We start from the raw sequence: 26782 nt of genomic DNA on the forward strand, positions 1-26782 counted from the left end.
TTTTTGTTTATCTATTTTCCTCTAATTCCAATAAAAAAGCGTATTCTTTTGCAGTTTCTTTTAAGGCTTCAAAGCGTCCTGAGGCACCGCCGTGACCAGCTTCCATATTGGTGTCTAAATACAGTGGATGGTCGTCGGTTTTGAGTTCGCGCAGTTTGGCTACCCATTTGGCAGGCTCCCAGTATTGCACTTGTGAGTCGTGCAAACCAGTACTCACGTACATTGCTGGATAGGCTTGGGCTCGCACTTGATCGTAAGGCGAATAGGAGAGCATATAATTGTAATATTCCTCGTTATTAGGATTTCCCCACTCGTCATATTCGCCCGTAGTGAGCGGAATACTCTCGTCGAGCATTGTGGTTACCACATCTACAAAAGGCACTGAAGCGATAATGCCTTTATACAATTGTGGTGCCATATTCACTACGGCACCCATTAACAAACCTCCAGCCGAGCCACCTTCGGCAAATAGATGTTCGGGAGAGGTGTAGCCTTCGACGATGAGAAACTGAGAACAAGCGATAAAATCGGTAAATGTGTTTTTCTTTTTGAGGAGTTTGCCATCTTCATACCATTGGCGACCTAAATACTCTCCTCCGCGGATATGTGCAATAGCATAGATAAAACCGCGGTCTAACAAGCTCAAACGGGTGGTAGAAAAATAAGGATTGATGGTTACTCCGTACGATCCATAACCGTACAGCAACAAAGGATTTTGCCCGTTTTTCACTATGTCTTTGCGGTAGATGAGCGAAATAGGGACTTTTACTCCGTCGGGGGCAGTTGCCCAAAGACGTTCTTCTATATAATTATCTTTGTTGAAGTTTTCGTCTAATACTTCTTGTTCTTTTAGCAGGCGCTCTTCGCCAGTGCCCATATTGTATTCTATAATAGAAGCAGGAGTTGCTAATGATTGGTAGTTGTAGCGCAACCATTCGGTGTTGAAATCTACATTTTGGATAGTATAGGCAGTATAAGTTTCGCTATCAAAGGGGAGATAATGCACTTTTAAGCCGTCCCACGAGCGTATTTGTATACGTTCTAAGCCGTTGTACACTTCTTCGACTACCAAGTAATCTTTAAAAATCTCGATATCGTTGAGGCGTACTTCGGGACGATGGGCAATTACTTCTTCCCAATGCTCGGAAGTTGTAGCACTTTCGGGGGTACGCATCAGTTTGAAGTTGGTCGCACCATCTTTATTGGTGAGGATATAAAAATACTCCTCATAATGAGCGATATCGTACTCCAAGCCACGTGTGCGGGGTTGGAATACTTTGAAAGCCTCGTGAGGGGTATTGGCATTCAAAGTTTGATATTCAGATGTAAGGGTACTCTCGCTACCTATCACAAGGTATTTGCGAGACTTTTCGCGGTAGACGAATACATCAAAAGTATCGTCTTTTTCGTGGAAAATCAGTACATCGTCTTTGGGGTCAGTACCTAAAATATGGCGGTATACTTTGAAAGAACGCAGGGTTTGCCGGTTGTTCTTCACGTAGAAAATGGTACGACTATCGGCTGCCCAAATTGCTTGTCCGTTGGTGTTTTTGATTTTATAGGGCAGTATTTCACCTGTGCTGAGGTTCTTGATTTGCAGGGTATATTGACGGCGAGATACCGCATCTACCCCAAAAACCGCCCACTGGTTGTCGTCGCTTATAGCAAAGCTATCGAGGTGAAAGTAGGCTTTGCCTTTAGCCATCGCATTACAATCGAAAAGCACTTCTTCGGAAGCATCGAGCGTTTCTTTGTAGCGCACATAAATAGGGTAATCCTTTCCTTCTTCATAACGAGTTTGATACCAATAACCGTTGTAAAAGTAAGGCACAGAACTATCGTTTTCTTTGATGTGGCTTTTCATTTCGGTAAAGAGCGTTTCTTGCAAAGGTTTGGTGTGTGCTGTTTGCGCATGATAATAGGCGCTTTCTGCTTTTAAATAAGCAATAACTTCAGGGTTTTCGCGCTCGCGTAGCCAATAGTAATTATCGGTGCGCTTTTTGCCAAATTCGTGGAATATATGGGGGAGTCGTTTAGCTTTAGGAGGGTGTGATTGAGGTTTATTCATTTGATATGATATATGTTTTTTTGTCAATTCCGATGCCTTTTAAAGTGATTTTTTCCCAATGTGTGGGCATTACAGTTTTCAGTTGTTGTATGCCTTTTTCTTCGGATATATCTAAGCCTCCAAAGCCCATCATCACCGTTTGTAGTACGCCTCCTGCTCCAGTGAGAAAATAAGGAGTCTTACCATTTTTGGTTTCAGCCATTACTCTAAAAGGAGGCAAGAGGTTAGGGTGATAGGCTTCAGTAAAGTACTTATAAGCCTTTTCGCGGTCGCCTAATCGGCTGTATAAGAGAGAGAATATAGCCTGAGTCATCGCAGGAGTATCGTTGTAAGGCACTTTGTCTTTGTAATACTCTAAATCTTTGTGTATTTGCTTTTTGTCGGTAATTACTTTTAATGGATAAGCTAATAGGTTTACATCGGCTTGTTTGATGAATTGCCCCGTATAGCTATCGTGTTCACGGGTTACGCCATTATCCATCGTGCTGAAAACGAGCTGTTCGGCTATGGTTTTCCATTGAGGGTTAGCTTTTATCCTTAATACTTTGGCAGCAGCAGTAGCATAGAGCAAGTTCAGTTTGGCAGCTGCATTGGTATAGGCGTTGTTATCTACATTTTCAGCCCATTCATCGGCACATACTACGTTTTTAATTTGATAGGGAGCTTGTTCACTCACTCGGCTTTGCCAAAAGGTAGCGGTACTTTCTAAAATGGGATAGCCTATGCGACGCAACCACTCTTTATCTTTAGTTACACAATAGTAATTCCATACTGCTATAGCTACATCGGCAGTGATGTGGTGCTCGTAAGTGCCTGTGAGTGCCCACACAGGAGTGTCTTCTTCTCCTGACGCAGCACTTTCCCAAGGAAACATAGCGCCTTGATAACCGTGCAGAGCAGCGTTGTGTTGGGCGCGTTCTAACCTTTGATAGCGATAGTTGAGGAGGTTTTTAGCTATTTCGGGGTGCAATAATAACAAAGGGGGATACATCCACATTTCGGTATCCCAAAATATGTGTCCCATATACCCTGTGTGGCTTAACCCATAAGGAGAAAGAGAAAAGGAATGGAGCTCACTTACCGATGCGTATAAGTGGTATAACATATTGTGGATGTCCTGATTAGCCTGTGCATCTCCCTCAATCTCAATGTTGCTTTCCCATAGTTTTGCCCACTGTTTGTTATGTCCTGCAAGTAGCGCCTCGTGTCCCTGCAAGAAAGCATAAGTACAGAGTCTTTCGGCTTGATTATAAGGGTCGGCAGAGTGCTGAGAGCTTATTAGGTTGCCAATTAGTGAGAAAGAATAGGTTTCGCCTGCTTTTAGTTTATGAGTGAATTGCATTAGGTGACTATTGTAGTCTCTCATTTCGTGCAATATTTGGGGAGCGTCACCGTATTTTTTATCGAAAAGAAAAGCGTTACTCACTGCTACTTTGGCATTCTCTGCTGGTGTTTGAGCCACCGTAGTGAGCAATGGGATATGAGCGTGAGGCGGATTGATTTCATTGAAGTAGTTTTGAGGGTTGCGGAAGCCATCGGGAGTGCTTAGAATATTCTCTACTAAAAGTGTAATATCTCGCAAAGGGGTAATGCTGATGTCTAACAGCAAGGTGTGAGGCAAATGCCTCAAGGCATAATAAGTATAGGTAACTTTAGCTTTGTTTTTAAAGCTGAAGTGACCAGTGAACGCCCCATTGCGCGTATCTAATTCTTGAGTGAAATTACTAACAGAATGAGTGTTGATATCCTCGTAATCAATAGCCATTCGCAGTTGTAATGGATTGATATTAGGCATAGCCGAAACTACCCTACTTTTGCCGTAATCGTACAACCCTGCTATGATTACTTGTTCTATTTGTAGGGGTACAGCAGAAGAACGCATCCCTATCATTCCATTGCCTATTGTAACCCCGTAATAGTTCGCGGGGTTGATGGTCTCTGCTTTGAGCAGCCACGGGTCTTGGGCATTCAGTGAAGCACAGCAAATGAAACCTATAATGAAAAAGAATTGTTTCATAATCACTTGATACTTATAGCCAAGCCGCCACTGGGGGCAAGGCGTTGTTTGAGTTTGGTTTTTTGAGTTACTTTCATTGTTTTGATGGAGTAACTATTGGGATTGGTACGCCAATCGGCATTTTTACCGTCGGTGTAGAGGGTAGCGGTATAGGTTTTTCCTTTGGGTAGAAAGCTGAAATCGATGAGAGCTTCACGGGCGTTTTCATCGGTGATAGCACCTATGAACCACTCGTTTTTACCTTTAGATTTGCGGGCAATGGTGATGTAATCGCCGGGTTCGGCTTCTAAAATGTAAGTATTATCCCAGTCGGCTGCTACATCTTTGATAAATTGGAAAGCATCGAGGTGTTTTTCGTAGTTCTCGGGCAAGTCGGCTGCCATTTGTAACGGACTGTACATTGTTACGTAGAGTGCCAACTGCTTCACAAGGGTAGTGCTACGTTTGGCTTTGTTGTTGCCATATCGTCTCAAATCGCCTTCAAAAATACCAGGGGTATAATCCATAGCGCCACCCATTAAGCGGGTGAAGGGGAGGATAGTAGTATGTTCGGGGCGATTGCCGTTGAACGACTCAAATTCGGTACCGCGTGCACTCTCTTGGGCTACCCAGTTAGGATAAGTACGGCTCATACCGGTAGGTCGCACCGCCTCGTGTGAATTGACCATTATGCGGTACTTAGCAGCGGTTTCGGCTACATAGTTGTAGTGGTTTACCATCCATTGTCCGTCGTGGTATTCGCTGCGCGGAATGATAGGTCCAACATAGCCTGTTTTCACGGCGTCGTAACCATTGTCTTTCATAAAGCGGAAAGCCTCGTGTAGGTGGCGTTCGTAATCAACTACTGAGGAGGTAGTTTCGTGTTGCATAATCAGTTTTACTCCTTTGGCAGCGGCGTATTGGTGTAGTGCTTTCACATCAAAATCGGGGTAGGCTTTGGTAAAGCTGTAGATGCGCTCTTTGTCGTAAGCATAATTATCTTCCCAACCCTCGTTCCAACCTTCCACAAGAACGGCATCAAAACCGTGTTGAGCGGCAAAGTTGATGTATTTCTTCACGTGCTCGGTATTAGCTCCGTGATGTCCGTTAGGTTTTAGTTTTTGGTAATCGGTAACGCCAATGGTAATATCGCGGTCATCGGAGTAAGCCCACGTACTGCCGCCTCCTATGAAATACTCCCACCAAACGCCTATGTATTTGGTAGGGTGAATCCAAGAAGTATCGGTGATTTTGCAGGGTTCGTTGAGGTTGAGGATAAGGTTAGAAGCTAAAATATCACGGGCATCATCGCTTACTACTATCGTGCGCCAAGGTGTTACGCTACCCGTTTGAACATAGCCTTTTACCCCATTCTTATCGGGGACTAAATGAGCTGATAACTGATGTTTGGTAGCACTGACGTTGAGCATCATCGCAGGGTAATTCACCAAAGCAGCTTCGTGCAGATTGATGTACAATCCATCACTCGATTTGAGCATCAAGGGAGTTTGTACGGCTACATTAGGAGTAGGTGCTTTGGCAGCCAAAGGCTCTTCGCGCACTTTGTCGATAAGTTTAGGAATTTCCGAAATGGCAGAAGTGGTAATAGGGAACTCGTTGGTGTCGTAGTCAGCGGGAATCCAAAAAGCCTTGTGGTTACCCGAAAGCTGAAAAACAGTAAGCTCTTCTTGAATTCTAAAGTGACGGAAGTTAGATTGCACTGGAAATTCATAGCGGAAACCTAAACCGTCGTTGAACAAGCGAAAGCGCAAGTTCAATTGTTGTCCGTTGTTTTTCTGAGTGAGGTGCACTAACATTTCTTTGTGATGGTCGCGTATTTCTTTGTTTTCGCCCAATACGGGTTGCCATACACTATTAGCTTCAGCAAATTGAACATCTGTGATTTCAAAATTGCTGTTGAAATCCTCCTTTTGGTTGATTACAAACCCCAGAGTACTCTCACTGATGACTGTTTTGCCTTTGAAAGTTAAGGCATAAGTAGGCGTACCTTTTTCATTAAGCCGAAATGAGAGTTTGAGGTTCTCGTTAGGAGATAAAAGGGTTTGTGCAAAAAGAAGAGGCGCAGCACACAACATACATACAATAGTGATAATAAACTTTTTCATTGGTTAAATATTTTTATTGTGATTTTATCTTTTGCTTGACCACTCATTAGCTCTCCCTGAAAGAAATTCTTGTAAGATAATAGTGGCACTTATTTCATCTATCAGCGCTTTGTTCTGGCGTTGTTTCTTTTTTAGTCCGCTATCAATCATTGTTTGGAAAGCAAGTTTGGAGGTAAACCGCTCGTCTTGACGGTGGATAGGTATCTCTGGAAACTCCTGTTGTAACTTACTGATAAACTTTTGTATCTCAGCCTCTACGCTGGAATCCTCACTGTTCATTCGTTTAGGTTGCCCAATCACAAAGGCTTCTACGGCTTCCTCGGCAGTGTATTGTTTTAGGAAAGCCAGTAGGGTAGAAGTTTCTACTGTGCAAAGCCCCGAAGCGATGATTTGCAGGGGGTCGGTTACAGCAATACCTGTGCGTTTGGTTCCGTAGTCTATAGCTAAGAGTCGCATAATTATTCTTCCTCTATGATTTCCTTAAATGTTTCCCAAGTAGATGAAGAAATAACAGGCTTGTAGTTAGTTCGCTGACTGATATTTTGTAGCAAATACTCTTTCCTATCCTTTGGAAAAGGGTGAGTGCTTACCCATTTAAATGCCGAAGGCGGAGTATTCTTATCATCTATCACCCCTATAAACTCAGCAAAAGGTTTAGGGTCTATCTTCGCATTTTGTATATAGGTAAGTCCCACAAGGTCGGCTTCTTTTTCCATATTTCGGTTAAAAGCACTCGAAGATACAATTCTGCCTACTTCTGTAATCATCGAAAGGTCTGACCGCCCCGAAATAATAGCAAACAAAGTGCCTATCCCTAATTCTCTTACAAGCGACTGCATTACGTGATCCTTTTCAATATGCGCCAGTTCGTGCCCAATCACCCCACAAAGGGCTTCTGGGTTTGAAGTCTTTTTTACAAGTCCTGTATAAATCATCAGCTGGTGATTAGGCAAAGCAAAAGCATTTACCTCCTCACTATCTAATAAGTACACTTTCAGCTCCTTCCGGTCGATGTTATTAGCATCACATATTTTGGTCACCATACTGTCGATAGTCGCTACTGCAAGGCTATCGTCTACCACCGAGTTTCTGCTCGTGAAGTCCTCAAACATCATTTCACCCAGCTTCACCTCTATTTTCTTCACATATTCATTCCTTATCAGCGGGTTAATCTTAAAAATCCCCAACCAGTTTACTTGTTGCAGTAAAAACCAACTGCCAAAGAAAACACACAGTAAAATAGTGCCTCTTGATATTACTTTATTCATTATTTTTTCACTATTAAATCTACAATATCACCGTAAAACCACCACGATAAATGTTTGCCCTTGCGTATCTTTATGGCAGAATAAAACGTGCCTATAATTTCATAAACATTAAAGATAAAGGCAATAATCAGCCAAGCAATATAAGCATTAGTTAATAAATTGCTCCCCAATACTATTGATACAGTCCACCAGAAAGTAGTGGTGTTTACAAAAAATAAGAAGAGTTGTGAAACGAAGGCTTGATAACAATGCCAACGCACAAAAAAAGAGCCTTTGCGATGTGCCACCAGAAAGAATATGGTAGCCAGTAGATTGATGATAGGCAAAGGCATTCCCGCCATAATAGCCACTATCGACATTATATAGCTATTGGCAGCGCGCTCCTTGTCACCATCGCTGATGCGTTCGTTTAATTGTTTAGTTTCTATCATAAACCTTTATAAATATTCCAAATCCAGTTCAGTACTATGAGAATAAAAAAGGGAATATACACGTAAGGGTGTTTAAAGAATTGTTCAAACTTTATGTAAGCTCCCTGCAAAGTAGTTTTCTTTCTGCATAAATCATAAAGTAACCATAACGGAGTAATGATAAGTAATACCGATGCCAATACCCCAAGCGGATTGGTTAGTAACGCCTCTCCCCAGTGCCCTTCAAAAAAAGCCTCAACCGACCGCGTGGTACCACACGACGGACAGGGGTACCCCGTAACATTCTTTATTGCACAAACAGTAACCCCTATGTCCTGTCCGTGAAAAACATAGTGGCTAAGTAGCCACCCCCAACAGGCAAGACATAGGAGTGTGATGAAAGTATAGAACTTTTTAGTCGTCAATTAATAACTAAGTGCTGAAGCTAATAATTCCGCATTTTTGTCTCTTGTAGCGTCCATAATTAGGAACCAGTCCACAATCGTCCAAATGCCCAAACCACCACAAGTAAGCAATTTACCAACTCCCATACCTACATCGCCTATGTAGAAACGGTCAATACCCAAATGTCCTGCAAAAATAGAAATGAGGATAGAAGTAGTAGGGTCTTTAAATTGTATCGTTTGTAGCATTACCCATTTTGATTCGTCCAAAGAAAGAAGCTTTTCACGAATTTGAGGAACGATTTCAGGTCTGAAAAATTTACCATTGGTTACGATAAACATATCCACTTTTTGTGCATCCATAGTGTGTAAAATTATGAGATTAAAATTATGGTGCAATATTACAGCATTTTTTTGATATTGCCTAATATTTTAACAAAAAAAGTTATACTTCTGATTCAAATTCACAGATAGTGTCTTTAACAAGGTATTTTTAGCAAAAATTGCCACACTCAGTCTTTACATTTCCCTTATCTTACCATCGCCTTACTCTCGTCATTCGCCTCTCGTCCTTCGTTATTTGTTCCTTTTTCCGTCGCTACCTTCCCCTTCTCTGAGGTAGCCAGCGATAGCTGGGTATGTGTAAGGGGGAGGTTTATCAGCTTTTCCAGCTTGTCCCCCTTCGGGGGTTCGGGGGCTTACCGAATAAAAGACTCGCCACAGTTTCCTCTTTTGAAAATAGCCAGCGATAGCTGGGTATGTGTAAAGGGGGAGGTTATCTCCTAGTGCCTATGGCCTAAGTCCTAGTGCCTTTTCCCTTTCTTTCGCCTCGAAACCCTCTTTTTGGCGTTTTTGGCATTGTTGTATTATATTATTAATCAATTACTTATACACCCTTCCTATACCAATCGTCCAAGATTCGTATAAGCTTCCTATAAGCTCTCTATAAGCTAACCCCACCCATCTTACAGCTCATTTTTTATCTTCTACTTAAATTTGTCCTTCCGTTCTTTTCCGATATCTTTCTATCTTCTCAGCCTCTTCAATAAAGCCCTTAATCTCATCTGAATCGTCTGACTTGTCAGACCTCTCAAAAAACTATTTTTATCACTACTCATTTTCTCATTTTCTCATTTTCTCATTTCCTAATTCTCTCATTTGCTAATTTTCTACCCACCTGGCTCGCACTTATTTTATCAACCGAATTGCTAATACAGCCTCTATGATTGTGAAATAAAAAGAAGGCAATAAGATGAAGAGCATTTCGTATAAAGGTGAAGGACTTACAGTTTTTACCAGCGGAAGTGAGAGAATTACTACGGCTACAAAACGCAATACAAAGCCCGCCATAAAAGCAAAAGCAGTGTGCTGTTTGCGTCTTTTGTTTACGATGAAGATAATACTAAATAAGAAGAAAGATAAACCACAATGGAAGATGAGCAAGGTTTTTAGCGAATAGTACAAACTAATACCCTCTGTGTTTACGCAATAATCATACAGCCAAAAGAGTCCTACCCCTCCGGCAATAAGCAATAATAAATATTTTACAAACAGGAGTATGTTACTCTTCATCGCTCATCTGTTGGGCTTTCTTAATTACTGAATACATAGCTCCAAATACCCCAAAAAGCGAACATACCACTGTCCATAGAGAGTACTTATTAGGAAATTTACCGTCTAACCAAACACCAAAAAAGCTACAAATGGCTATGGTAATAGCCATTTGTAGCCCTATTTGTGAAAAGGTAATCCACTTATTTAGGTGGTTGTTTTTCGGCTGTAACTGGTGCTTGTGGTTTTTCATTGATGGTAAAGCTGTTTTTGCCTCCTTTCATCGAGCAAGAAACGTTAAATACCGCTCCTGGTTCTATAGAAAGCTTATCTACGTACACTTCGCCTTCTACAACTGCAGTAGATTTTAAACTTAAAATACTACTCACTTTGAGGGTACCTGTTATTTTACCTTCAATATCGGCGTTTTCGCAAATCACAGTGCCTTTTATCACACCGGTTCTGCCTACTACTAATTTACCTGAAGTTTGGAAAGTTCCTTCCACTTCACCATCAATTCTAAAATCAGATTTTGAATTGATTTCTCCTTTGAATTTTGTTTCAGTAACAATACGGTTGCTACTTCCTGTGGGATTTTCTGCTGCCATAATAATCTTTTTATTATCTCTCTCTTTATTAAATATAGCCATTTGTATTTCTATTTAAAATACAGCCCCAAAAGTACAATAAATATTTTAAAACTGCAATTTTTTTAATAATTCTTTTTTTATTATTTTTCTTAATAAATTGTTTCTTAATAGTTTAAGCTAATTAGTATATAAGAAAAAACTCTGGTAAAATTCAAGAATTACCAGAGTTTACTTCTTTTTATATTTGTTCTTTAATTAAATGCGTAGGCAGTCCCATTACGTTGTTATAAGAGCCTTCAATAGTGGTAACTCCTATATGTCCTATCCACTCCTGTATACCGTAAGCTCCTGCTTTATCGAAAGGTTGATAGTGACTTATGTAATAGGTTATTTCGTCATCGGAAAGCTCTTTAAAGGTTACTTTCGTAATACAGTACTCCGTTATTTGCTTTTCATTAGTAGTAAAGCATATAGAGGTAATTACCTCGTGAGTCTTCCCCGAGAGCGAACGCAACATTGTGAAGGCTTCGGTAGCATCTTTGGGTTTACCAAGGGCTTTACCTTCGTGCCACACGATAGTATCAGAGGTGAGAAGTACACAATCCGTAGGTATTTCACCCGTAAAGGGCGTAGCTTTCAGCTGGGCGAGATAGTCGGTGATTTGCTCTCGTTTTAAGTGTTTAGGGTAGGTTTCGTCTATGGGTTTGAGGACTACCTCATAAGGGATATCTAATTCTTTCAGGAACTGCTGACGGCGCGGTGAACCTGATGCTAATATAATCTTTTTCATTATCGGTTGATGGTAAAAGGCAATCCGCTATAAGGCTTCATATATTCGTCTTCAAGACTCTTTTCGAGCATTTGCTTTTCGAGGTCACAGCGGTATACTTCCCCTTTTAGGTATTTTTCAATCATTAGTGAGGCGATGGGAGCAGCTACTCGTGCTCCGTAATACCCGTTTTCCACAAATACGGCAATAGCAATCTTAGGGTCTTCTATGGGAGCAAAAGCTACGAATATAGAGTGGTCAGTAAGTTGCATACGCTTGCCATTCACTTTTATAAAGTTTTCGGCGGTACCTGTTTTAGCAGCGATATTAATACCTTCAATTTGGGTACGGCGTGCGGTACCTTGCTCATATGCCATATTCATACCTCTAATCACAGGTTCAAAGTTCTTAGGGGCTATCGTAGTGTGTTTAGCAACGGTATACTCTTGAAATGGAGTAATTTTATTATCTATTTTTTTTACGATATGAGGGGTATAGTAATAACCTCTATTAGCGATAGCTGCCATCACATTAGCAAGCTGTATAGGAGTGGTCAGCAATTCTCCTTGCCCAATAGCGTTAGAGATATTGGTTGTACCATTCCACCGACCTTTACCATATTGTTTGTCATACAAAGCAGTATTAGGCACTTTCCCTGCACGTCCTGTCGGTAGGTCAGCACCTAAAAAGCCTCCTAACCCAAAACTCCGTACGTGAGCATTCCACTTGTCCATACCCACTGCCGAAGTGGTTTTCATATCAATAGCACGCTTATAGGTATTTGCAAAATAAGAGTTACAAGAAAAAGCTATCCCGTGTAATAGGTCATTAGAACTGCGTCCGCAGTGGCAACGCATTATACGCCCTCCAAAACGATAACCTCCTCCACAGCTGAACACACTACCTGGTGTTATCACACCTTCCTGTAAGCCTATCAGTGCGTTTATTACTTTAAATGGCGAACCTGGTGGGTATTCTGCTAATAGTGTGCGGTCATAAAGAGGTTTAGCAATCGAATCGTTATAAAGGGCTGTGTAGTTCTTAGAGCGTTCACGTCCTACCAATAGAGCTGGGTCAAAAGTAGGTGCCGATATTAACGCGAGAATCTCACCTGTTTTAGGTTCTATAGCTACAATTCCGCCGTGTTTGTGTTGCATCAGCATTTCCCCATAGGCTTGCAAGTTGATGTCTATGGTTAGTTGCAAGGGTTGCCCAGTGATAGGCAAAGTATCCATTGCACCATTTTTATAGCGCTCAATGGCTGCGTTGTGTTTGTCCTTTTGGAAGAATTGTACACCTTTTTTACCTCGTAAGAATTCCTCGTATTGCTTTTCTACCCCACTGCGCCCTATCAGTTCACCAGCTAAGTAATAAGGGTTCTTTTTTAGTTCCCATTCATTTACCTCGCTGATATATCCCAATACATTCCCCGCATTGTGGGTGAGGTAACTGCGGAGCATTCGTTTCTGTATATAAAATCCTTGAAACTTGCGCAACTTTTCTTGTAGTACAGCATAATCGTCTTTGGAGAGCTGGTGCACGATTACTGAAGGTTTTTTGCGTGAGTAATCTCTTGCTTTTATGAGCCGTTCCCTAAACTCTTCTTTACTGATTTCAAGGAGTCCACAAAGCTCTAAGGTATCGAGTGTTTTCACCTCACTGGGCACAACCATCACGTCATAGGCAGGTTGGTTCGATACCAATAGTTCTCCATTACGGTCGTAAATATACCCGCGTTCGGGGTAATCGTATACCGTTTCAATAGCAATGTTGTCAATTCCTGTATTTTCCTCGTGAAATATTACTTGTAAGAAGAATAACCGTACTAAGAACACCACTGCCACAAAAAGAATGATAATGGGCAACAGATATTTTCTCATTTCTTATTTTTACTAAACAGATAGATGAATAGCAAACAAACGATGATAGTGAAGATAGATGCTCCTACAATCTTTGCTAATGTAAGAAACAAGTGATTGAAGTTAAAGACTTCTAAGAAATAAAACAGTGTGTGATGCACTACCACCATCAAGGTTGTATAGCTAAAAATCTTGGAAAACGGATAAGCGAGCAAATCCAATTCTTGATACTCAAAATTCTTGCCAAATACCGTTAGTAGTATCGGATTACGCAAATAAGCTATGAGTACACTACTAGCAGCGTGCAACCCTCCCGTATTAGAAAAAATGTCTATACACAACCCTATTAAGAATGCCGCTACCAATGAAGGTGTCCTGTTTTCACGATAGGGCAATAGCAGTATAAACACTATGTAAACCATTGGGTTTACATAGCCCCAATACTCCACATTGTTGAAGATGAGTACCTGCAACAACACTAAGAATACAAATAAATATACATTTCTTACTACTGGGTGACTCATTTTGGGTTCTGTTTTTCTAATTCAGAAACGGCTGCTCTATCTCTATCTTCAATAATATATACATATTCAAGGTTCGACATATCAGCAAATAGTTTTACATCAATGATATACGTATTATCCTTTTTGCTCTTTTCAAAATGAACTATCCTGCCAATAGGAATTCCCTTAGGGAATATGTTCGACATACCCCCTGTTACAATCGTATCTCCATTCTGTATAGGGGCTATATTAGGTACTTCTAACAGCTGTACTTTATTCACTTCTCTGGTATCCCAACGCAATGAACCAAAGTGTTGTGTGCGCTTCACCATTGCATTCAGTGCCGACCTAGTATTCAGTACGCTTTGTACAGTAGCAAACCTCTCCGAAGTATTCTCTATTATTCCTACAACTCCTTGTGGCGAAAGTACTCCCATATCTTGCTTTACACCGTCTTTCGTACCTTTGTCGATAGTGAGGTAGTTGTTTTTTAAACGGAAACTATTTTTTATCACATTTGCTTTAAGTACCTTGTATTTCAGTGAATCGGTAGTGGGAAATGACACCGAATCTACAAGAGATATATTGCGGATTTGTTGTTCCATCCGTAACAGTTGTGAGCGCAGAGCTCTATTCTCCTCAGTAAGGGTTTCGTTCTGACCGCGTAAGCTAAAATATTGTGCCCAATAGTCTGTGAAACTGTAAAGCCTACCCGACACTGCATTCGCTGAGTTTATATAAGCACTCTGAGGATAATAATTGCTGTTAAAAACCAAACCAATAGCGCATAAGAACAGTGCGAGGAACACAAAAAAATCCCTCGACCTCATAAAGAATTGAATGATTTGGTTCATACCTCTTGTTTCTTATCTCTTACCTCTATCTATTTTTACTTTAATAAAATACTTCTGAATTTGTTAATGTTTTTTAGAGTGATACCTGTTCCACGTACTACGGCACGCAAAGGGTCTTCGGCTACGTATACAGGTAAGTCGGTTTTCATAGAAATACGTTTGTCTAACCCCCGCAACATCGACCCACCACCTGCCATATAGATACCTGTATTATAGATATCGGCAGCCAATTCAGGAGGTGTTTGCGAAAGTGTCTCCATTATAGCATCTTCTATACGAAGAATAGATTTATCCAGTGCTTTCACCATTTCGCGGTAGGATACTTGCACTTGCTTAGGTTTACCGGTAAGCAGGTCACGCCCTTGTACCATAATATCATCTGGTGGGGCATCAAGGTCTTCGGTAGCAGCTCCTACGGTCATCTTGATGTTTTCGGCAGTACTTTCCCCTACGTAAAGGTTGTGTTGCGTACGCATATAGTGCACAATATCCGAGTTGAAAATATCCCCTGCAATTTTTACCGACTTGTCGCATACAATACCCCCTAAGGCAATCACCGCAATCTCGGTAGTACCCCCACCTATGTCGATAATCATATTACCCTTAGGTTGCATAATGTCAAGCCCTATACCAATAGCTGCTGCCATCGGTTCGTGTACGAGGTAAATATCCTTACCGTTCACACGTTCGCACGACTCGCGTACCGCACGCGTTTCCACCTCGGTAATTCCTGAGGGAATACAAACTACCATACGCAACGAAGGCGAGAAAAAGCGTTTGCGCAACGCAGGTATACTCTTAATGAGCATTCCTATCATCTGTTCCGAAGCGTCAAAGTCGGCAATTACCCCGTCTTTTAGCGGACGAACAGTGGTGATATTAGGGTGTGTTTTCCCTTGCATTAGCCGTGCTTCTCTACCTACGGCTATAATTCTTCTGGTTGTCCTATCTATTGCTACAATCGATGGACTATCAATCACTACCCTGTCATTGTGAATAATGAGGGTGTTCGCAGTACCCAAATCAATGGCTATTTCTTCTGTCAAGAAATCAAAAAAACCCATATTATTTTTCTTTCTATTATATATTTACCTTATAAATCAGTTATTTAAGTGTTTTGTAGACACTACTTTTTGCGGGTGCAATTTTACGATTTTTTTTTGACCTACACAAATATTCTTACACTTTTTCTCAAAACTTTATGGCTAACTACCTCTTATCTTGCTGTTTATCAGTTTATATGAATTTCTATTAAATAATTTCTATTCGATATAATATAACATCTTTTAGGTATACGTAAAACTAATTTCTAATCTCGCATAGTGTTCTACAATAGCTCACCGACTTTTGAGTAAGCACCGAGTTCCTATCCTTATCCATTACTCATTCCCTTTTCTTTCGCCTCGAAACCCTTTTTTTAACATTTTTAGCGCTGTTGTATAGTATTATTAATCAATTATTTATATACCTTTTCTATACCAATCGTCCAAGATTCGTATAAGCTTCCTATAAGCTCTCTATAAGCTAACCCCACCCAAATTACAGCTCATTTTTTACTTTTCATCTGAATCACCTCTTCCGAACTCTTCCGATATCCTTCGGATTCTCTTAATAGTCCCAACACATCATCTTTGCAGTACACACTTTGCCAAAGTTAATTGCCCGTCGTGCTACGACCTTTGGCAAAGTTGAATAAACTGACAATCCCTCCGCTAGCACTTTTCTTGTAGCTCGTACCCCATTTTCTCATTTCCTCATTTTCTCATTTCCTCATTTCCTCATTCTCTCATTTCCTCATTCTCTCATTTCCAAATTCTCTTATCTCATTGTTTTTAAGTATTTATCATTAGATAGTTGTATTTTTTTAAGATAAAAACGCATCAGGGCATTGCAGTTTGCTTTTTGTTTTATATCTTTGTAGCGTTAAAAAGAGACAAAAATGAACGATTTTCTTAACGCTCAGGAATCCCGAAAGAACAATCGCACTAAAAATATTGTTGCAGTAATAGTGGGTGTGGTGTCTTTTATTGTGGTATTTTTAGCAGCATTCTTTACGACGCGCTATCTCACAAGCTCCTTCTTTTCAAAAGCTAAAAACGATTTAGTTACCGATGAGATGAAGAATCAAGTAGCCGAAATAAACCGGCAATTACCACAAATAATAGAAGAGGGGGTGCGCTTAGATAGTGTTGCCCTAAAAGGGGAAAAAACTATGGGGTATTATGCAACCCTTTTTAATTTCGATTCCGAAGGAGTAGAGTTCGACGCATCAGCAGCTAAGGAAGCCATTGTACAAAACCTAAGAACCAATCGCGGGAAGATGCGTTTTTTCATTGATAACAATATAACACTGTACTATTATTACTACGATAAAAACAAAAAAGTTGTAACCGAAATAGAAATAGCCCCATCACTCTACAAATAACTAACGATTAAAAACTAATAACTAAACACTAATGAATATTATCATTGCCATTGATGGCTATTCCTCAACAGGAAAGAGTACTACTGCCAAAGCCGTAGCCAAAGCGTTAGGCTACGTCTATATCGATACAGGTGCGATGTACCGCGCCGTTACTTATTTAGCCTTAGAAAAAGGTTATGTTTCTACCTCGGGCATCGAAGTAAAACCGCTGATGAAAGCCCTGCGAAAGTCGGAAATAAAGTTCGTATACAACCCTGAGTTGGGATTTTCTGAAATTTATTTGGACGGTAAGAATATCGAAAACGAAATACGCGGTATTGAAATAGCCAATTGGGTGAGCGAAGTTGCCAAACAACCCGAAGTGCGCACTTACCTAGTAGACCTTCAACGCAAAATGGGTAAAGACAAAGGTATTGTAATGGACGGACGCGATATCGGTACAACGGTATTCCCGAATGCTGAACTTAAAATATTTATGACCGCTAGCGAACAAGTGCGCGCCCAGCGCCGTTATAAAGAGTTACAAGCCAAAGGCGATAAAGCATCGTTCGACGAAGTGCTTGCCAATATCCAGCACCGCGACCATATCGATACTACCCGCAAAGAGTCACCTCTCAAAAAAGCTGATGATGCCATAGTTATCGATAATACCAATCTTACGATAGAGGAACAAGTACAAAAAATCTTAGCATTTGTTAATTGTTAATTGTCAATCGCTTTGTATTTTTTCTTACTATAGAGGAACAAGTGCAAAAAATCTTAGTATTTGTCAATTGTTAATTGTCAATTGTCAATTGTTTTGTATCTTTGCCCCCGAAATAAAGAAAAGAACTATGTGCGAAAATCAACATACGTGTGGCTGTAGCAATGCCGAAACCCGTCATAATTGGACGAAAGAAGAAATAATGGCTATTTACAATAAGCCCCTAATGGAGTTGCTCTACGAAGCCGCTACCGTGCACCGTAAATATCACGACCCTAACTCGGTACAAGTCTCTACACTACTCTCTATTAAAACCGGAGGTTGCTCCGAAGACTGTGCTTACTGTCCGCAATCGGCGCGTTACGAAACCGAAGTAAAAATAGAAAACGCCGATATGATGAGTGTTACTCACGTAAAAGCCCAAGCCCTTCGTGCTAAATCAGCAGGAGCTTCACGTGTGTGTATGGGGGCAGCGTGGCGTAACGTAAAAGATGGTCCCGAATTTGAACAGGTGCTCGAAATGGTGCGTACTATCAATAAGCTGGATATGGAAGTGTGCTGTACACTCGGTATGCTTACCGAAAACCAAGCCCAACGTTTGGCGGAAGCAGGCTTGTACGCTTACAATCACAACCTCGATACGTCAGAAGAATACTACAAAGAAATCATTTCTACCCGTAGTTATGACGACCGCCTCAAAACGATTGACAACGTGCGCAAAACCAATATCACTGTGTGCAGTGGAGGGATTATTGGTATGGGTGAATCACTCGAAGACCGCGCCGGAATGCTCGTAGCGCTCTCAACGCTCAATCCACAACCCGAGTCAGTGCCTATCAATGCCTTAGTGCCCGTAGAAGGAACACCTTTGGAAGACTGTGAGCCCGTAGATATCTTCGAGATGGTGCGTATGGTAGCCACCGCGCGTATCGTGATGCCACAATCGCAAGTGCGCCTTTCCGCAGGTCGTACCCAAATGAGCCAAGAAGGACAAGCTCTCTGTTTCTTTGCGGGAGCCAACTCTATCTTCGCAGGCGATAAGCTCCTCACCACTCCTAACCCCGATATCAATGAGGATATGCAAATGCTCGGTGTACTTGGTATGCGTATTCAGAAACCTTTTGAAACGCATCCACAGCCTCAAACGGTAGAAGCAGAAGATTCTCAATATCACTCCTTAGGTGAAAACCCTAAATGGACGCGCCCTAACCATAAAATAGAGCGCAACGAAGGAAAAAGAGTACGAGCTACACACTAATATCACAATTGCTTTGCGAATTTACGCCCTACACTTTGCCAAAGTTTCTTGCCAGTGTGGCTCTTATCTTTGACGAAGTTGAAAAATCGCCTAATTAATTCACAGATTTGTTAATTTACAAAGAAATAGACAACTTTTAATTGTTAAACTATGGATACAACCACATTAAAAATAACTTTTAATCCCACAGAATTATCCATATTTCAACCATTGTTTGATAAGTTTAAACTAAAAACAACAGTTGTAGAAAGAGCAGATGATTTTAGTGAGCTTACTGAAGAAGACCTTAGAAGTTTAGCTCTTTCAGAAGAACAATCAAGATTAGGAATGTTAGTGGATAGTTCTGAAGTACACAGAAGGGCTACAGAACGAAGAAGACAACGTTATGAAAGTAAAGTGGACTCAAGAAGCTGAAAGAAATTATAACGATACACTTGATTATTGGGACGAAAGAAATGGTAGTTTTTCTTATTCCGATAAAATTACTAAGGCTTTGATAGATTTAGAAAAGGAGATTTCAATAGATCCGTATGCATTATCGTATTATAACAAAGACCTAAATATTTATAGGCGAACTATTCTAAAAGGAAAATTTCTTGTTTATTACAAAGTTGATAAAGAAAAAAATATAATAGAAATACGCCATTTTAGAAGTTCTAAACAGAAACCTTTGTTCTAAATCACCTAATTAATTCACAAATTTTCTAATTATCTAATTCCCTAATTTTCTCTATGAACTCCGAAATTCTCAAAGAAATCATCACTACTCCTATGCCTTATGGCAAGTACAAGGGTACTATGATTGCTGATTTACCTTCCTATTACCTCGAGTGGTTTAGCACCCAAGGATTTCCCAAAGGAAAATTAGGAATGTTATTGGCTACTACTTTCGAGATAAAAACTAATGGTCTACAAGAGATAATAGATAAACTAAAAGAATATGTTAGTCAAGAAAGTTAACGGAAAGCAACCTACCTTTGGGGAAGGTTGCTTTTTTGCTGAAAATGCTACCCTTACCGGTGATGTGCACTTAGGCGACCACTGTACCGTGTGGTATAATGCGGTTATTCGTGGCGATGTAAACACTATTTGCATAGGTGATGACACCAATATCCAAGATGGTGTAGTGATTCACGCTACCTATCAAACACACCCCACAACCATTGGCAATCGCGTCTCCATAGGGCATAACGCTATCGTACACGGCTGTACTATCGAAGATGATGTGCTTATAGGTATGGGAAGCATCGTAATGGACGGATGTGTGGTAGAAAGCCATAGCATTGTAGCTGCTGGAGCCGTAGTACCTCCTAATACCCATATAGAAAAAGGGAGCCTCTATGCTGGCGTTCCTGCTAAAAAACTCAAAAATATTACCGATGAACAGAGGACTCTCATCGAGCGAACTGCCCTAAACTATCCTAAATATGCAAGTTGGATAGAAAAATAGACAATATGCTACGTATTGATTATCAGTATTAAACGTATGTTATTTAAAATTATTCTACTATTTATTTGGATATATTCAAAATAATATATACCTTTGCCCCACTATTAGTAAAGGAATATAATAGTAGTAAAGTCTTTATATTTCGTTTGCGATTCCTTGTGAAGTCTGTATTCTTTTTTAGTGTTTTTAATAGTTGTTACCTTTTCTTCACAAGTGAATTAGTTAGTTTTACATATAAAAGTCCAGTGTGCTACACACTGGACTTTTTTTGATTTTACAGCATTATTTTTGTGTATTAGCATAAAAGTAGTATCTTTGCCATTATTTTTAAACTAAGAAAACCGATGAAAAAAATTATTGTAGCTGTAATGCTTATGTTTTTCTCAGCAAAAACATTTGCCCAAAGTGATTTTCCTCAACATCAAGTAAACTTGAATATCTTGAATGTTATATGGTTAGCTTCTGTAGAGTTAGGTTATGAACATTACATAGCTCCTAATCAGTCTATTGAAGGAACTATTTTCTTTAACGACCGCTTTTCTGTATTCCCTAGAAAAGAAGGAGAGAAGTACAGAGCTACTAGTATTCAAATAGGATATAACTATTATTTTGAAGAAGACGGAGGTACAGGGCTCTATGTAAATCCTTTTATCAAACAACGCTTTGGAACATTCTCTGAAGATGGAGTAAAAACTCGTTTGGATAGTTTTATCTTAGGTGTAGGGGCAGGTTACCAATGGAATCTCGACGATACCTTTATCATCGCTCCTTTTGCAAATATTGCACGAAACTTTGGTAAACAAGTTAATGAAAATAAGAAGTTCTGGGCTATCGAACCTAACTTTGGTATTAAGATAGGATATAAATTCTAAATCATTATCTATTAAAAGGCTACCCAAAAGGTAGCCTTTTCTATTTTATATCCTCATCACTTTTCTTATACAGAAACTCCATATTCTCTAAGGGCATCGTTTAGTGAAGTTTTCTTGTCGGTTGAGGCTTTACGCTGCCCGATGATAAGGGCACAAGGCACTTGGTAATCACCTGCTGGGAAGTGCTTGGTGTAACTACCAGGAATCACTACCGAACGTTCAGGTACATAGCCTTTCAGTTCTTTAGGTTCATTGCCCGTTACATCAATGATTTTAGTAGAGGCTGTAAGCACTACATTAGCACCAAGTACCGCTTCTTTGCCTACGCGTACTCCTTCTACCAAGATACAACGCGACCCGATGAAAGCTCCGTCTTCTACTATCACGGGAGCTGCTTGCAAGGGTTCTAATACACCTCCTACACCTACGCCACCACTCAGGTGCACGTGCTTGCCTATTTGAGCGCAACTACCCACAGTAGCCCACGTATCTACCATTGTACCTTCATCTACATACGCCCCTATATTCACATAGCTGGGCATCAGTATAGCGCCTTTAGCAATAAAAGCGCCACGGCGTGCTACAGCAGGAGGTACTACGCGCACCCCTTTCTCATCGTAGTTGTGTTTGAGCGGAATCTTATCGTGAAACTCAAAGATACCTACCTCTACGGGTTTCATATTTTGGATAGGGAAGTAAAGCACAACAGCTTTTTTCACCCATTCGTTTACTTTCCAGCCATCGGCAGTAGGCTCTGCCACTCGCAATTTACCTAAATCCAAGAGGTGAATCACCTCTCTAATGGTTTGCTGTACAATTTCCTCACGAAGCAGAGAGCGATTCTCCCACGCCTCATCTATCATTTGTTTTAAGTGTTCCATTTATCTAATTATCAATTGTTAATTGCTTTTATTGCTTTTTCAAGTGTTTCAATTTTTGCTAACGCATCAGCTTCTTTTTTGCGCTCGTTGTCTACTACTTGGGCAGGCGCTGAATTTACGAATTTCTCATTAGAAAGTTTCTTGCGTACCGATGCTAAAAAGCCTTGTGTATAGGTGAGTTCCTCTTGTAGTTTTTTGAGTTCCTCTTCTACATTCACCGCGCCTTCCATTGGAATAAAGTATTCATTAGCTTTTACGCGGAAAGACATTGCGCCTTCTATGGCTGTACTTACTTCGGTAATAGCCTCAAGTCCGCCCATTTTGCTAAGTACCACATCAAAACGATTGCTCATTTGCTCTTTGTTTAATACTGAAAGGCTAAGCGGTGTTTTGAAAGGTATATTCTTCTCTTTGCGCACCGTGCGGATACCTGCTATCACTTCGGCAGCAAAATCAAATTCTGCCAATAGTTTTTCGTCGTACGGCTGTACGGTAGGGTAGGTAGCCACGATAAGGGCTTGTTCAGGGGTACGAGGGGCTAAACTTTGCCATATTTCTTCGGTGAGGAAAGGCATAAAGGGGTGGAGGAGTTTTAGTAAATTCTCAAAAGCTGCTACCACTCCCTCGTAAGTTGCTTTGTCCATTGGTTTGCCGTATTCAGGTTTTACCATTTCCAAAAGCCACGCGCAGAAGTCGTCCCAGGCGAGTTTATAGATTGCCATTAGAGCATCGGAGATGCGATATTTCTCAAAATGGTCTTCTACTTCGGTGAGTACCGCGTTGAACTTCGCTTCAAACCATTGCAAAGCGAGCTGAGCAGCTGTAGGTTGTGCTACCGAGCTATCCACTTGCCAGCCTTTTACCAATTGGAAGGCATTCCACAATTTGTTGCCAAATCCTTTTCCTTGTTGACAAAGGGCTTCATCAAACAGTAAGTCATTACCTGCTGCCGATGAGAGCAAGAGCCCCACGCGCACGCCATCAGCACCGTAATCGGAGATGAGTTTGAGCGCATCGGGCGAGTTACCTAAGGATTTAGACATCTTGCGACGTTGCTTGTCGCGTACCAATCCGGTAAGATACACATTGCTAAACGGACGCTCACCTTTGTACTCATAACCTGCTACTATCATTCGGGTTACCCAGAAGAAAAGGATATCAGGTCCTGTTACCAAATCGTTGGTTGGGTAATAATACTCGATTTCAGGATTATTAGGCTCTAAAATACCGTTGAAAACACTCATTGGCCATAACCAAGACGAGAACCAAGTATCGAGAGCATCTTCATCTTGTCGCAAATCGGCTTCAGTAAGATGTGCATTGCCGCTCTTTTCTTTAGCCAAAGCGAGGGCTTCTGCCTTAGTTTTGGCTACTACAAATTGGTCTTTACCCTCGCCGTAGTAGTAAGCAGGAATTTGTTGTCCCCACCACAATTGGCGTGAGATATTCCAATCGCGTACATTCTCTACCCAATGGCGATAAGTATTTTCGAATTTCTTAGGATATAGTTTGATGCTTTCGTCTTCCAATACCGCCTTGATAGCTGGCTGGATAAGGGTGTCCATTTTTAGGAACCACTGGTCAGAAAGGCGGGGTTCTATCACGGCTTTGGTACGCTCAGATGTCCCCACTTTGTTAGTATAGGTCTCTTTTTTAGCGAGTAAGTTTTTTTCTTCTAATTCGGCTACTATCTCTTTGCGCACTACAAAGCGGTCTTTGCCCGCATAGTGCAAACCATAGTGATTAAGAGTTGCATCATCATTGAAAATATCAATTACTTCCAACTGATGTTTGTCGCCCAAAACCTTGTCGTTAGGGTCGTGTGCAGGGGTTACTTTCAGGCAACCTGTACCAAACTCTACATCTACGTACTCATCTTCGATAATCGGAATCACGCGGTTGCAGATAGGCACAATCGCTTTTTTGCCCTTGAGGTGTTGCCAACGCTCATCGTTAGGGTTGATGCAGATAGCCGTATCGCCAAAAATGGTTTCAGGGCGCGTTGTAGCGATTATAAGGTACTCATTAGTGCCTTCAATTTGATATTTCAAATAATATAAAAATCCTTGACGTTCTTCATAAATCACCTCCTCGTCAGAAAGGGTGGTTTTCGCCTCTGGATCCCAGTTCACCATACGGTGACCGCGGTATATTTGTCCTTTGTTGTACAAATCCACAAACACTTTGATAACCGAAGCCGAAAGTTCCTCGTCCATAGTGAATTTAGTGCGTTCCCAGTCGCAAGAGCAACCCAATTTTTTGAGTTGTTCGAGAATCACCCCACCGTATTGGTGTGTCCATTCCCACGCGTGTACAAGGAACTCTTCGCGAGTGAGGTCGGATTTCTTAATGCCTTGTTCTTTGAGTTTTGCCACCACTTTGGCTTCTGTTGCAATCGAAGCGTGGTCAGTACCTGGTACCCAGCAAGCGTTGAAGCCTTTGAGGCGTGCACGACGAATAAGTACATCTTGAATGGTGTTGTTGAGCATATGCCCCATATGGAGCACCCCTGTAACGTTAGGGGGTGGAATCACAATGGTATAGGGTGTACGCTCATCGGGGGTTGAGTGAAAATAGTTGTGGGCAAGCCAATAGGCATACCATTTTTCTTCTAAATCAGTAGGGTTGTATTTTTTGGGTTCTGTCATATGTGCTAATTTGCCAATTTCTATTCTGACTGCAAAAGTAGTAAAAAAATACCAATTACCAATTTTTAAACTACTTTTGCTCTGTCTTACTTTCTTTTTACTACTGTCTTACTTTGGATTATTTAACTCTTTTTAACAATTCACTTTTAGCTTTTAATCATTAATAATCAACTTTTTATATACCCTTTCTATACCAATCGTCCAACATTCGTATAAGCTTCCTATAAGCTTTCTATAAGCTAAGTACACTCTCCCGCTACCTTCGACTATCTCCGATATTCTCCGAATCCGTACGAATTTTTACTAGAAGCTCAGAAAACTACAATTTTCGCATTTCTGGTATTATTGGCATTATTGACATTTTGGGTATTAAAAAATTATCCCTATTTTTGCACCTTAATCAGCAGTTCGAAGAGTCGGCAAAATGAAAAAACTCTTACTTCTTACTTTTTACCTCCTGCTCACCTCTTGCGGTATTTTCTACAAGAAAATCACTCCGCCTGAGGTAACCTATCCGTACCAGAAACCTCAAATTACCGTACTAAATGATACGTTGCGGTATTTTCAGGATAACTATATTGCGAAAAATCAACAAGGCTTGTGGGAGCTCTACCTTTCAGGAAATCCGTATCAGTTAGGGCTCAATTCGGGCGCACTTACTGAGCCTTTGTACCACCGTCAGGACAGTCTGCTCTTTGTCAAACTCAATCAGTTTGTGCCTTCACAACGCAAACAGCGTTTTTTGCGCAAGTTCGTCAAGTGGTTCAATCGAGATATCAATAATTGTGTGATACCCCCCTTCCGGCAAGAACTCTGGGGACAAGCGCAGTACTCCGATACGATTTTCAACTACATAGCCCCTGTTTATCAGCGTACCCTTTACCTGCATTCGGCTCACGATTTAGGGCACGCTTTGCAAGATTTGATGCTCGTAGGCTGTTCTTCGTTAGCGGTTTGGGGCGATAAAACCGAAGATGGTCAACTCCTCATAGGACGCAATTTCGATTTTTATCTCTCCGATGACTTTGCTACTGAAAAAATAGTGCGATTTGTGCGCCCTGAGGAAGGTATTCCTTTTATGAGTTACGCTTGGGGCGGAATGATAGGTGTGCTCTCGGGTATGAACCTCGAAGGTCTTACGGTTACTATCAATGCGGGAAAGTCGTCTATTCCGCTGAAAGCTCGCACCCCTATTTCGCTCCTCTGCCGTGAAATCTTGCAGTATGCCAAAAATATCGATGAGGCGATTGCCATTGCTAAAAAGCGAAAGGTATTCGTGTCCGAAGCTATAATGGTGGGGAGTGCTACCGACGGCAAAGCAGTAATCATCGAGGTATCACCCAAAAAGTTTGGGGTGTACGAAGCTCCTAATGCAGTGCTTTGCGCCAATCATTTCCAAAGTGAAGTGTACAAGAAAGATAAGAAGAATCTCAAACAGATACGCACTTCGCATTCAGCGTATAGATATGCCAAAATGCAGGAGTTCCTAACAGAAGAACCTAAGCTGACCCCTTCTAAAATAGCTACACTCCTCCGCAGTACCGAAGGCTTACACGCCGACTCCATAGGCTATGGCAATGAGAAAGCGCTCAACCAGCTATTGGCACATCACGCAGTAATTTTTAAACCTCAAGAACGCTTGGTATGGGTATCGACAGCTCCTTATCAGTTGGGCACTTTTGTAGCCTATGATTTGAAGCAGATATTTGCTACCAAAGCTTACCCGTCGCATAGCCCTTATCCTCAAACTTCCTTAAATATTCCGCCCGACCCTTTTATGTACACCCAAGCGTTTAAGGATTACGAAGCGTATAGGGTATTAGAGCAACAGATAGAAACACATTTGCGCGAACATACCCCTATTGTAATAGACGAAGTAAAGCCCATAACAAGTCTCAACCCGCATTATTGGAAAGCCTATTATTTATTAGGGCGAGCTTATCAAACACAAGGTAACAAAGAAACCGCACACCAACTCTTCCAAAAAGCCCTCCAATGCGAAATACCGTATAGTGAAGAACGAGAGAAGATTCAAAAGTTAGTCAATAAAAATTAGTAACTCGTATTAAACTTGCTTTTGCAGAAATCCAAAAAGAATTATCTTACTAATTAGCATCAGTTTGATATATATAACACTGATTTACGGT

Annotated in this window: 27 protein-coding genes and 1 pseudogene; 9 read left to right on the forward strand and 19 right to left on the reverse strand. The window is 41.0% G+C overall.

What is annotated here, in order from left to right; translation table 11 throughout:
- Positions 1 to 7: 7 nt before the first annotated feature.
- The 17 genes and pseudogenes from COCH_RS06970 to COCH_RS07045 all read right to left on the reverse strand — a co-directional run bounded on the left by COCH_RS06970 (position 8) and on the right by COCH_RS07045 (position 15462).
- The gene (locus COCH_RS06970) at positions 8 to 2068 is read right to left on the reverse strand and encodes a S9 family peptidase (protein WP_015782525.1); all 2061 of its coding nucleotides are present in this window, start codon (positions 2066 to 2068) and stop codon (positions 8 to 10) included.
- The gene (locus COCH_RS06975) at positions 2061 to 4085 is read right to left on the reverse strand and encodes a glycoside hydrolase family 65 protein (RefSeq protein ID WP_015782526.1); all 2025 of its coding nucleotides are present in this window, start codon (positions 4083 to 4085) and stop codon (positions 2061 to 2063) included. The genes COCH_RS06970 and COCH_RS06975 overlap by 8 nt, the downstream gene beginning before the upstream one ends.
- Positions 4086 to 4087: 2 nt before the next feature.
- Complete coding sequence (locus tag COCH_RS06980) at positions 4088 to 6190, reverse strand: glycoside hydrolase family 97 protein (protein ID WP_015782527.1); 2103 nt, start codon at positions 6188 to 6190, stop codon at positions 4088 to 4090.
- A gap of 24 nt (positions 6191 to 6214) precedes the next feature.
- Positions 6215 to 6646 carry a Holliday junction resolvase RuvX gene (gene ruvX, locus COCH_RS06985; protein ID WP_015782528.1) on the reverse strand — a complete coding sequence of 144 codons (432 nt, stop codon included), beginning with the start codon at positions 6644 to 6646 and terminating at the stop codon, positions 6215 to 6217.
- A 2-nt stretch (positions 6647 to 6648) separates the two neighbouring features.
- The gene (locus COCH_RS06990; RefSeq protein WP_015782529.1) at positions 6649 to 7458 is read right to left on the reverse strand and encodes a M48 family metallopeptidase; all 810 of its coding nucleotides are present in this window, start codon (positions 7456 to 7458) and stop codon (positions 6649 to 6651) included.
- Positions 7458 to 7889: a hypothetical protein gene (locus tag COCH_RS06995; protein WP_015782530.1), complete on the reverse strand. Its 432-nt coding sequence runs from the start codon at positions 7887 to 7889 to the stop codon at positions 7458 to 7460. Before COCH_RS06995 ends, COCH_RS06990 begins: the two co-directional genes overlap by 1 nt.
- Positions 7886 to 8293, reverse strand: a complete 408-nt coding sequence (locus COCH_RS07000) for a DUF2752 domain-containing protein (RefSeq protein ID WP_015782531.1) — start codon at positions 8291 to 8293, stop codon at positions 7886 to 7888. Before COCH_RS07000 ends, COCH_RS06995 begins: the two co-directional genes overlap by 4 nt.
- On the reverse strand, positions 8294 to 8635 hold the full coding sequence (locus tag COCH_RS07005; protein ID WP_015782532.1) for a TM2 domain-containing protein: 342 nt from the start codon (positions 8633 to 8635) through the stop codon (positions 8294 to 8296).
- A 167-nt stretch (positions 8636 to 8802) separates the two neighbouring features.
- A pseudogene (locus COCH_RS12670) lies at positions 8803 to 8995 on the reverse strand (phosphinothricin acetyltransferase).
- A gap of 465 nt (positions 8996 to 9460) precedes the next feature.
- Positions 9461 to 9844 carry a hypothetical protein gene (locus COCH_RS07010; RefSeq protein WP_015782533.1) on the reverse strand — a complete coding sequence of 128 codons (384 nt, stop codon included), beginning with the start codon at positions 9842 to 9844 and terminating at the stop codon, positions 9461 to 9463.
- The gene (locus COCH_RS07015; RefSeq protein WP_015782534.1) at positions 9834 to 10076 is read right to left on the reverse strand and encodes an AtpZ/AtpI family protein; all 243 of its coding nucleotides are present in this window, start codon (positions 10074 to 10076) and stop codon (positions 9834 to 9836) included. The genes COCH_RS07010 and COCH_RS07015 overlap by 11 nt, the downstream gene beginning before the upstream one ends.
- Positions 10027 to 10473 (reverse strand): bactofilin family protein, encoded by a 447-nt coding sequence (locus COCH_RS07020; protein ID WP_015782535.1) that lies wholly within the window; start codon positions 10471 to 10473, stop codon positions 10027 to 10029. The genes COCH_RS07015 and COCH_RS07020 overlap by 50 nt, the downstream gene beginning before the upstream one ends.
- 178 nt (positions 10474 to 10651) lie before the next feature.
- Complete coding sequence (locus tag COCH_RS07025) at positions 10652 to 11203, reverse strand: Maf-like protein (RefSeq protein WP_015782536.1); 552 nt, start codon at positions 11201 to 11203, stop codon at positions 10652 to 10654.
- Positions 11203 to 13062, reverse strand: a complete 1860-nt coding sequence (mrdA, locus tag COCH_RS07030) for a penicillin-binding protein 2 (RefSeq protein WP_015782537.1) — start codon at positions 13060 to 13062, stop codon at positions 11203 to 11205. Before mrdA ends, COCH_RS07025 begins: the two co-directional genes overlap by 1 nt.
- Positions 13059 to 13565, reverse strand: coding sequence for a rod shape-determining protein MreD (mreD, locus tag COCH_RS07035; RefSeq protein WP_015782538.1), 507 nt, complete (start codon positions 13563 to 13565; stop codon positions 13059 to 13061). Before mreD ends, mrdA begins: the two co-directional genes overlap by 4 nt.
- Positions 13562 to 14398: a rod shape-determining protein MreC gene (gene mreC, locus COCH_RS07040; RefSeq protein WP_015782539.1), complete on the reverse strand. Its 837-nt coding sequence runs from the start codon at positions 14396 to 14398 to the stop codon at positions 13562 to 13564. The genes mreD and mreC overlap by 4 nt, the downstream gene beginning before the upstream one ends.
- A gap of 35 nt (positions 14399 to 14433) precedes the next feature.
- Positions 14434 to 15462: a rod shape-determining protein gene (locus tag COCH_RS07045; RefSeq protein ID WP_002675473.1), complete on the reverse strand. Its 1029-nt coding sequence runs from the start codon at positions 15460 to 15462 to the stop codon at positions 14434 to 14436.
- Positions 15463 to 16337: 875 nt separating this feature from the next.
- Between COCH_RS07045 and COCH_RS07050 the strand changes: the two genes are divergently transcribed.
- The 8 genes from COCH_RS07050 to COCH_RS07080 all read left to right on the forward strand — a co-directional run bounded on the left by COCH_RS07050 (position 16338) and on the right by COCH_RS07080 (position 21106).
- On the forward strand, positions 16338 to 16823 hold the full coding sequence (locus COCH_RS07050) for a hypothetical protein (RefSeq protein ID WP_009422597.1): 486 nt from the start codon (positions 16338 to 16340) through the stop codon (positions 16821 to 16823).
- 31 nt (positions 16824 to 16854) lie between these two features.
- The gene (gene cmk, locus COCH_RS07055) at positions 16855 to 17529 is read left to right on the forward strand and encodes a (d)CMP kinase (RefSeq protein WP_009422545.1); all 675 of its coding nucleotides are present in this window, start codon (positions 16855 to 16857) and stop codon (positions 17527 to 17529) included.
- A gap of 127 nt (positions 17530 to 17656) precedes the next feature.
- Positions 17657 to 18784, forward strand: a complete 1128-nt coding sequence (gene bioB / locus COCH_RS07060; protein WP_015782540.1) for a biotin synthase BioB — start codon at positions 17657 to 17659, stop codon at positions 18782 to 18784.
- Between the two features lie 150 nt (positions 18785 to 18934).
- Positions 18935 to 19198 carry a hypothetical protein gene (locus COCH_RS07065; RefSeq protein WP_002675485.1) on the forward strand — a complete coding sequence of 88 codons (264 nt, stop codon included), beginning with the start codon at positions 18935 to 18937 and terminating at the stop codon, positions 19196 to 19198.
- On the forward strand, positions 19170 to 19463 hold the full coding sequence (locus tag COCH_RS11545) for a type II toxin-antitoxin system RelE/ParE family toxin (RefSeq protein WP_002675487.1): 294 nt from the start codon (positions 19170 to 19172) through the stop codon (positions 19461 to 19463). The genes COCH_RS07065 and COCH_RS11545 overlap by 29 nt, the downstream gene beginning before the upstream one ends.
- Positions 19464 to 19516: 53 nt before the next feature.
- Positions 19517 to 19744 (forward strand): DUF3820 family protein, encoded by a 228-nt coding sequence (locus COCH_RS07070; protein ID WP_002675489.1) that lies wholly within the window; start codon positions 19517 to 19519, stop codon positions 19742 to 19744.
- Entirely contained in the window at positions 19725 to 20234 is a 510-nt protein-coding gene (locus tag COCH_RS07075; RefSeq protein ID WP_015782541.1) for a gamma carbonic anhydrase family protein, read from the forward strand. The genes COCH_RS07070 and COCH_RS07075 overlap by 20 nt, the downstream gene beginning before the upstream one ends.
- Before the next feature lie 344 nt (positions 20235 to 20578).
- Entirely contained in the window at positions 20579 to 21106 is a 528-nt protein-coding gene (locus COCH_RS07080) for a porin family protein (RefSeq protein WP_015782542.1), read from the forward strand.
- A gap of 65 nt (positions 21107 to 21171) precedes the next feature.
- Here COCH_RS07080 and COCH_RS07085 read toward each other — a convergent pair whose 3' ends face one another.
- Both COCH_RS07085 and COCH_RS07090 read right to left on the reverse strand, forming a co-directional pair.
- Positions 21172 to 21987 carry a 2,3,4,5-tetrahydropyridine-2,6-dicarboxylate N-succinyltransferase gene (locus COCH_RS07085; protein ID WP_002675498.1) on the reverse strand — a complete coding sequence of 272 codons (816 nt, stop codon included), beginning with the start codon at positions 21985 to 21987 and terminating at the stop codon, positions 21172 to 21174.
- Between the two features lie 11 nt (positions 21988 to 21998).
- Positions 21999 to 24635 (reverse strand): valine--tRNA ligase, encoded by a 2637-nt coding sequence (locus COCH_RS07090; protein ID WP_015782543.1) that lies wholly within the window; start codon positions 24633 to 24635, stop codon positions 21999 to 22001.
- A 424-nt stretch (positions 24636 to 25059) separates the two neighbouring features.
- Here COCH_RS07090 and COCH_RS07095 point away from each other — a divergent pair, with 424 nt between their 5' ends.
- Positions 25060 to 26691: an acyl-CoA--6-aminopenicillanic acid acyl-transferase gene (locus COCH_RS07095; RefSeq protein ID WP_015782544.1), complete on the forward strand. Its 1632-nt coding sequence runs from the start codon at positions 25060 to 25062 to the stop codon at positions 26689 to 26691.
- The last annotated feature ends 91 nt before the right edge of the window (positions 26692 to 26782 follow it).

Source organism: Capnocytophaga ochracea DSM 7271, from assembly GCF_000023285.1.
Taxonomy (GTDB): domain Bacteria; phylum Bacteroidota; class Bacteroidia; order Flavobacteriales; family Flavobacteriaceae; genus Capnocytophaga; species Capnocytophaga ochracea.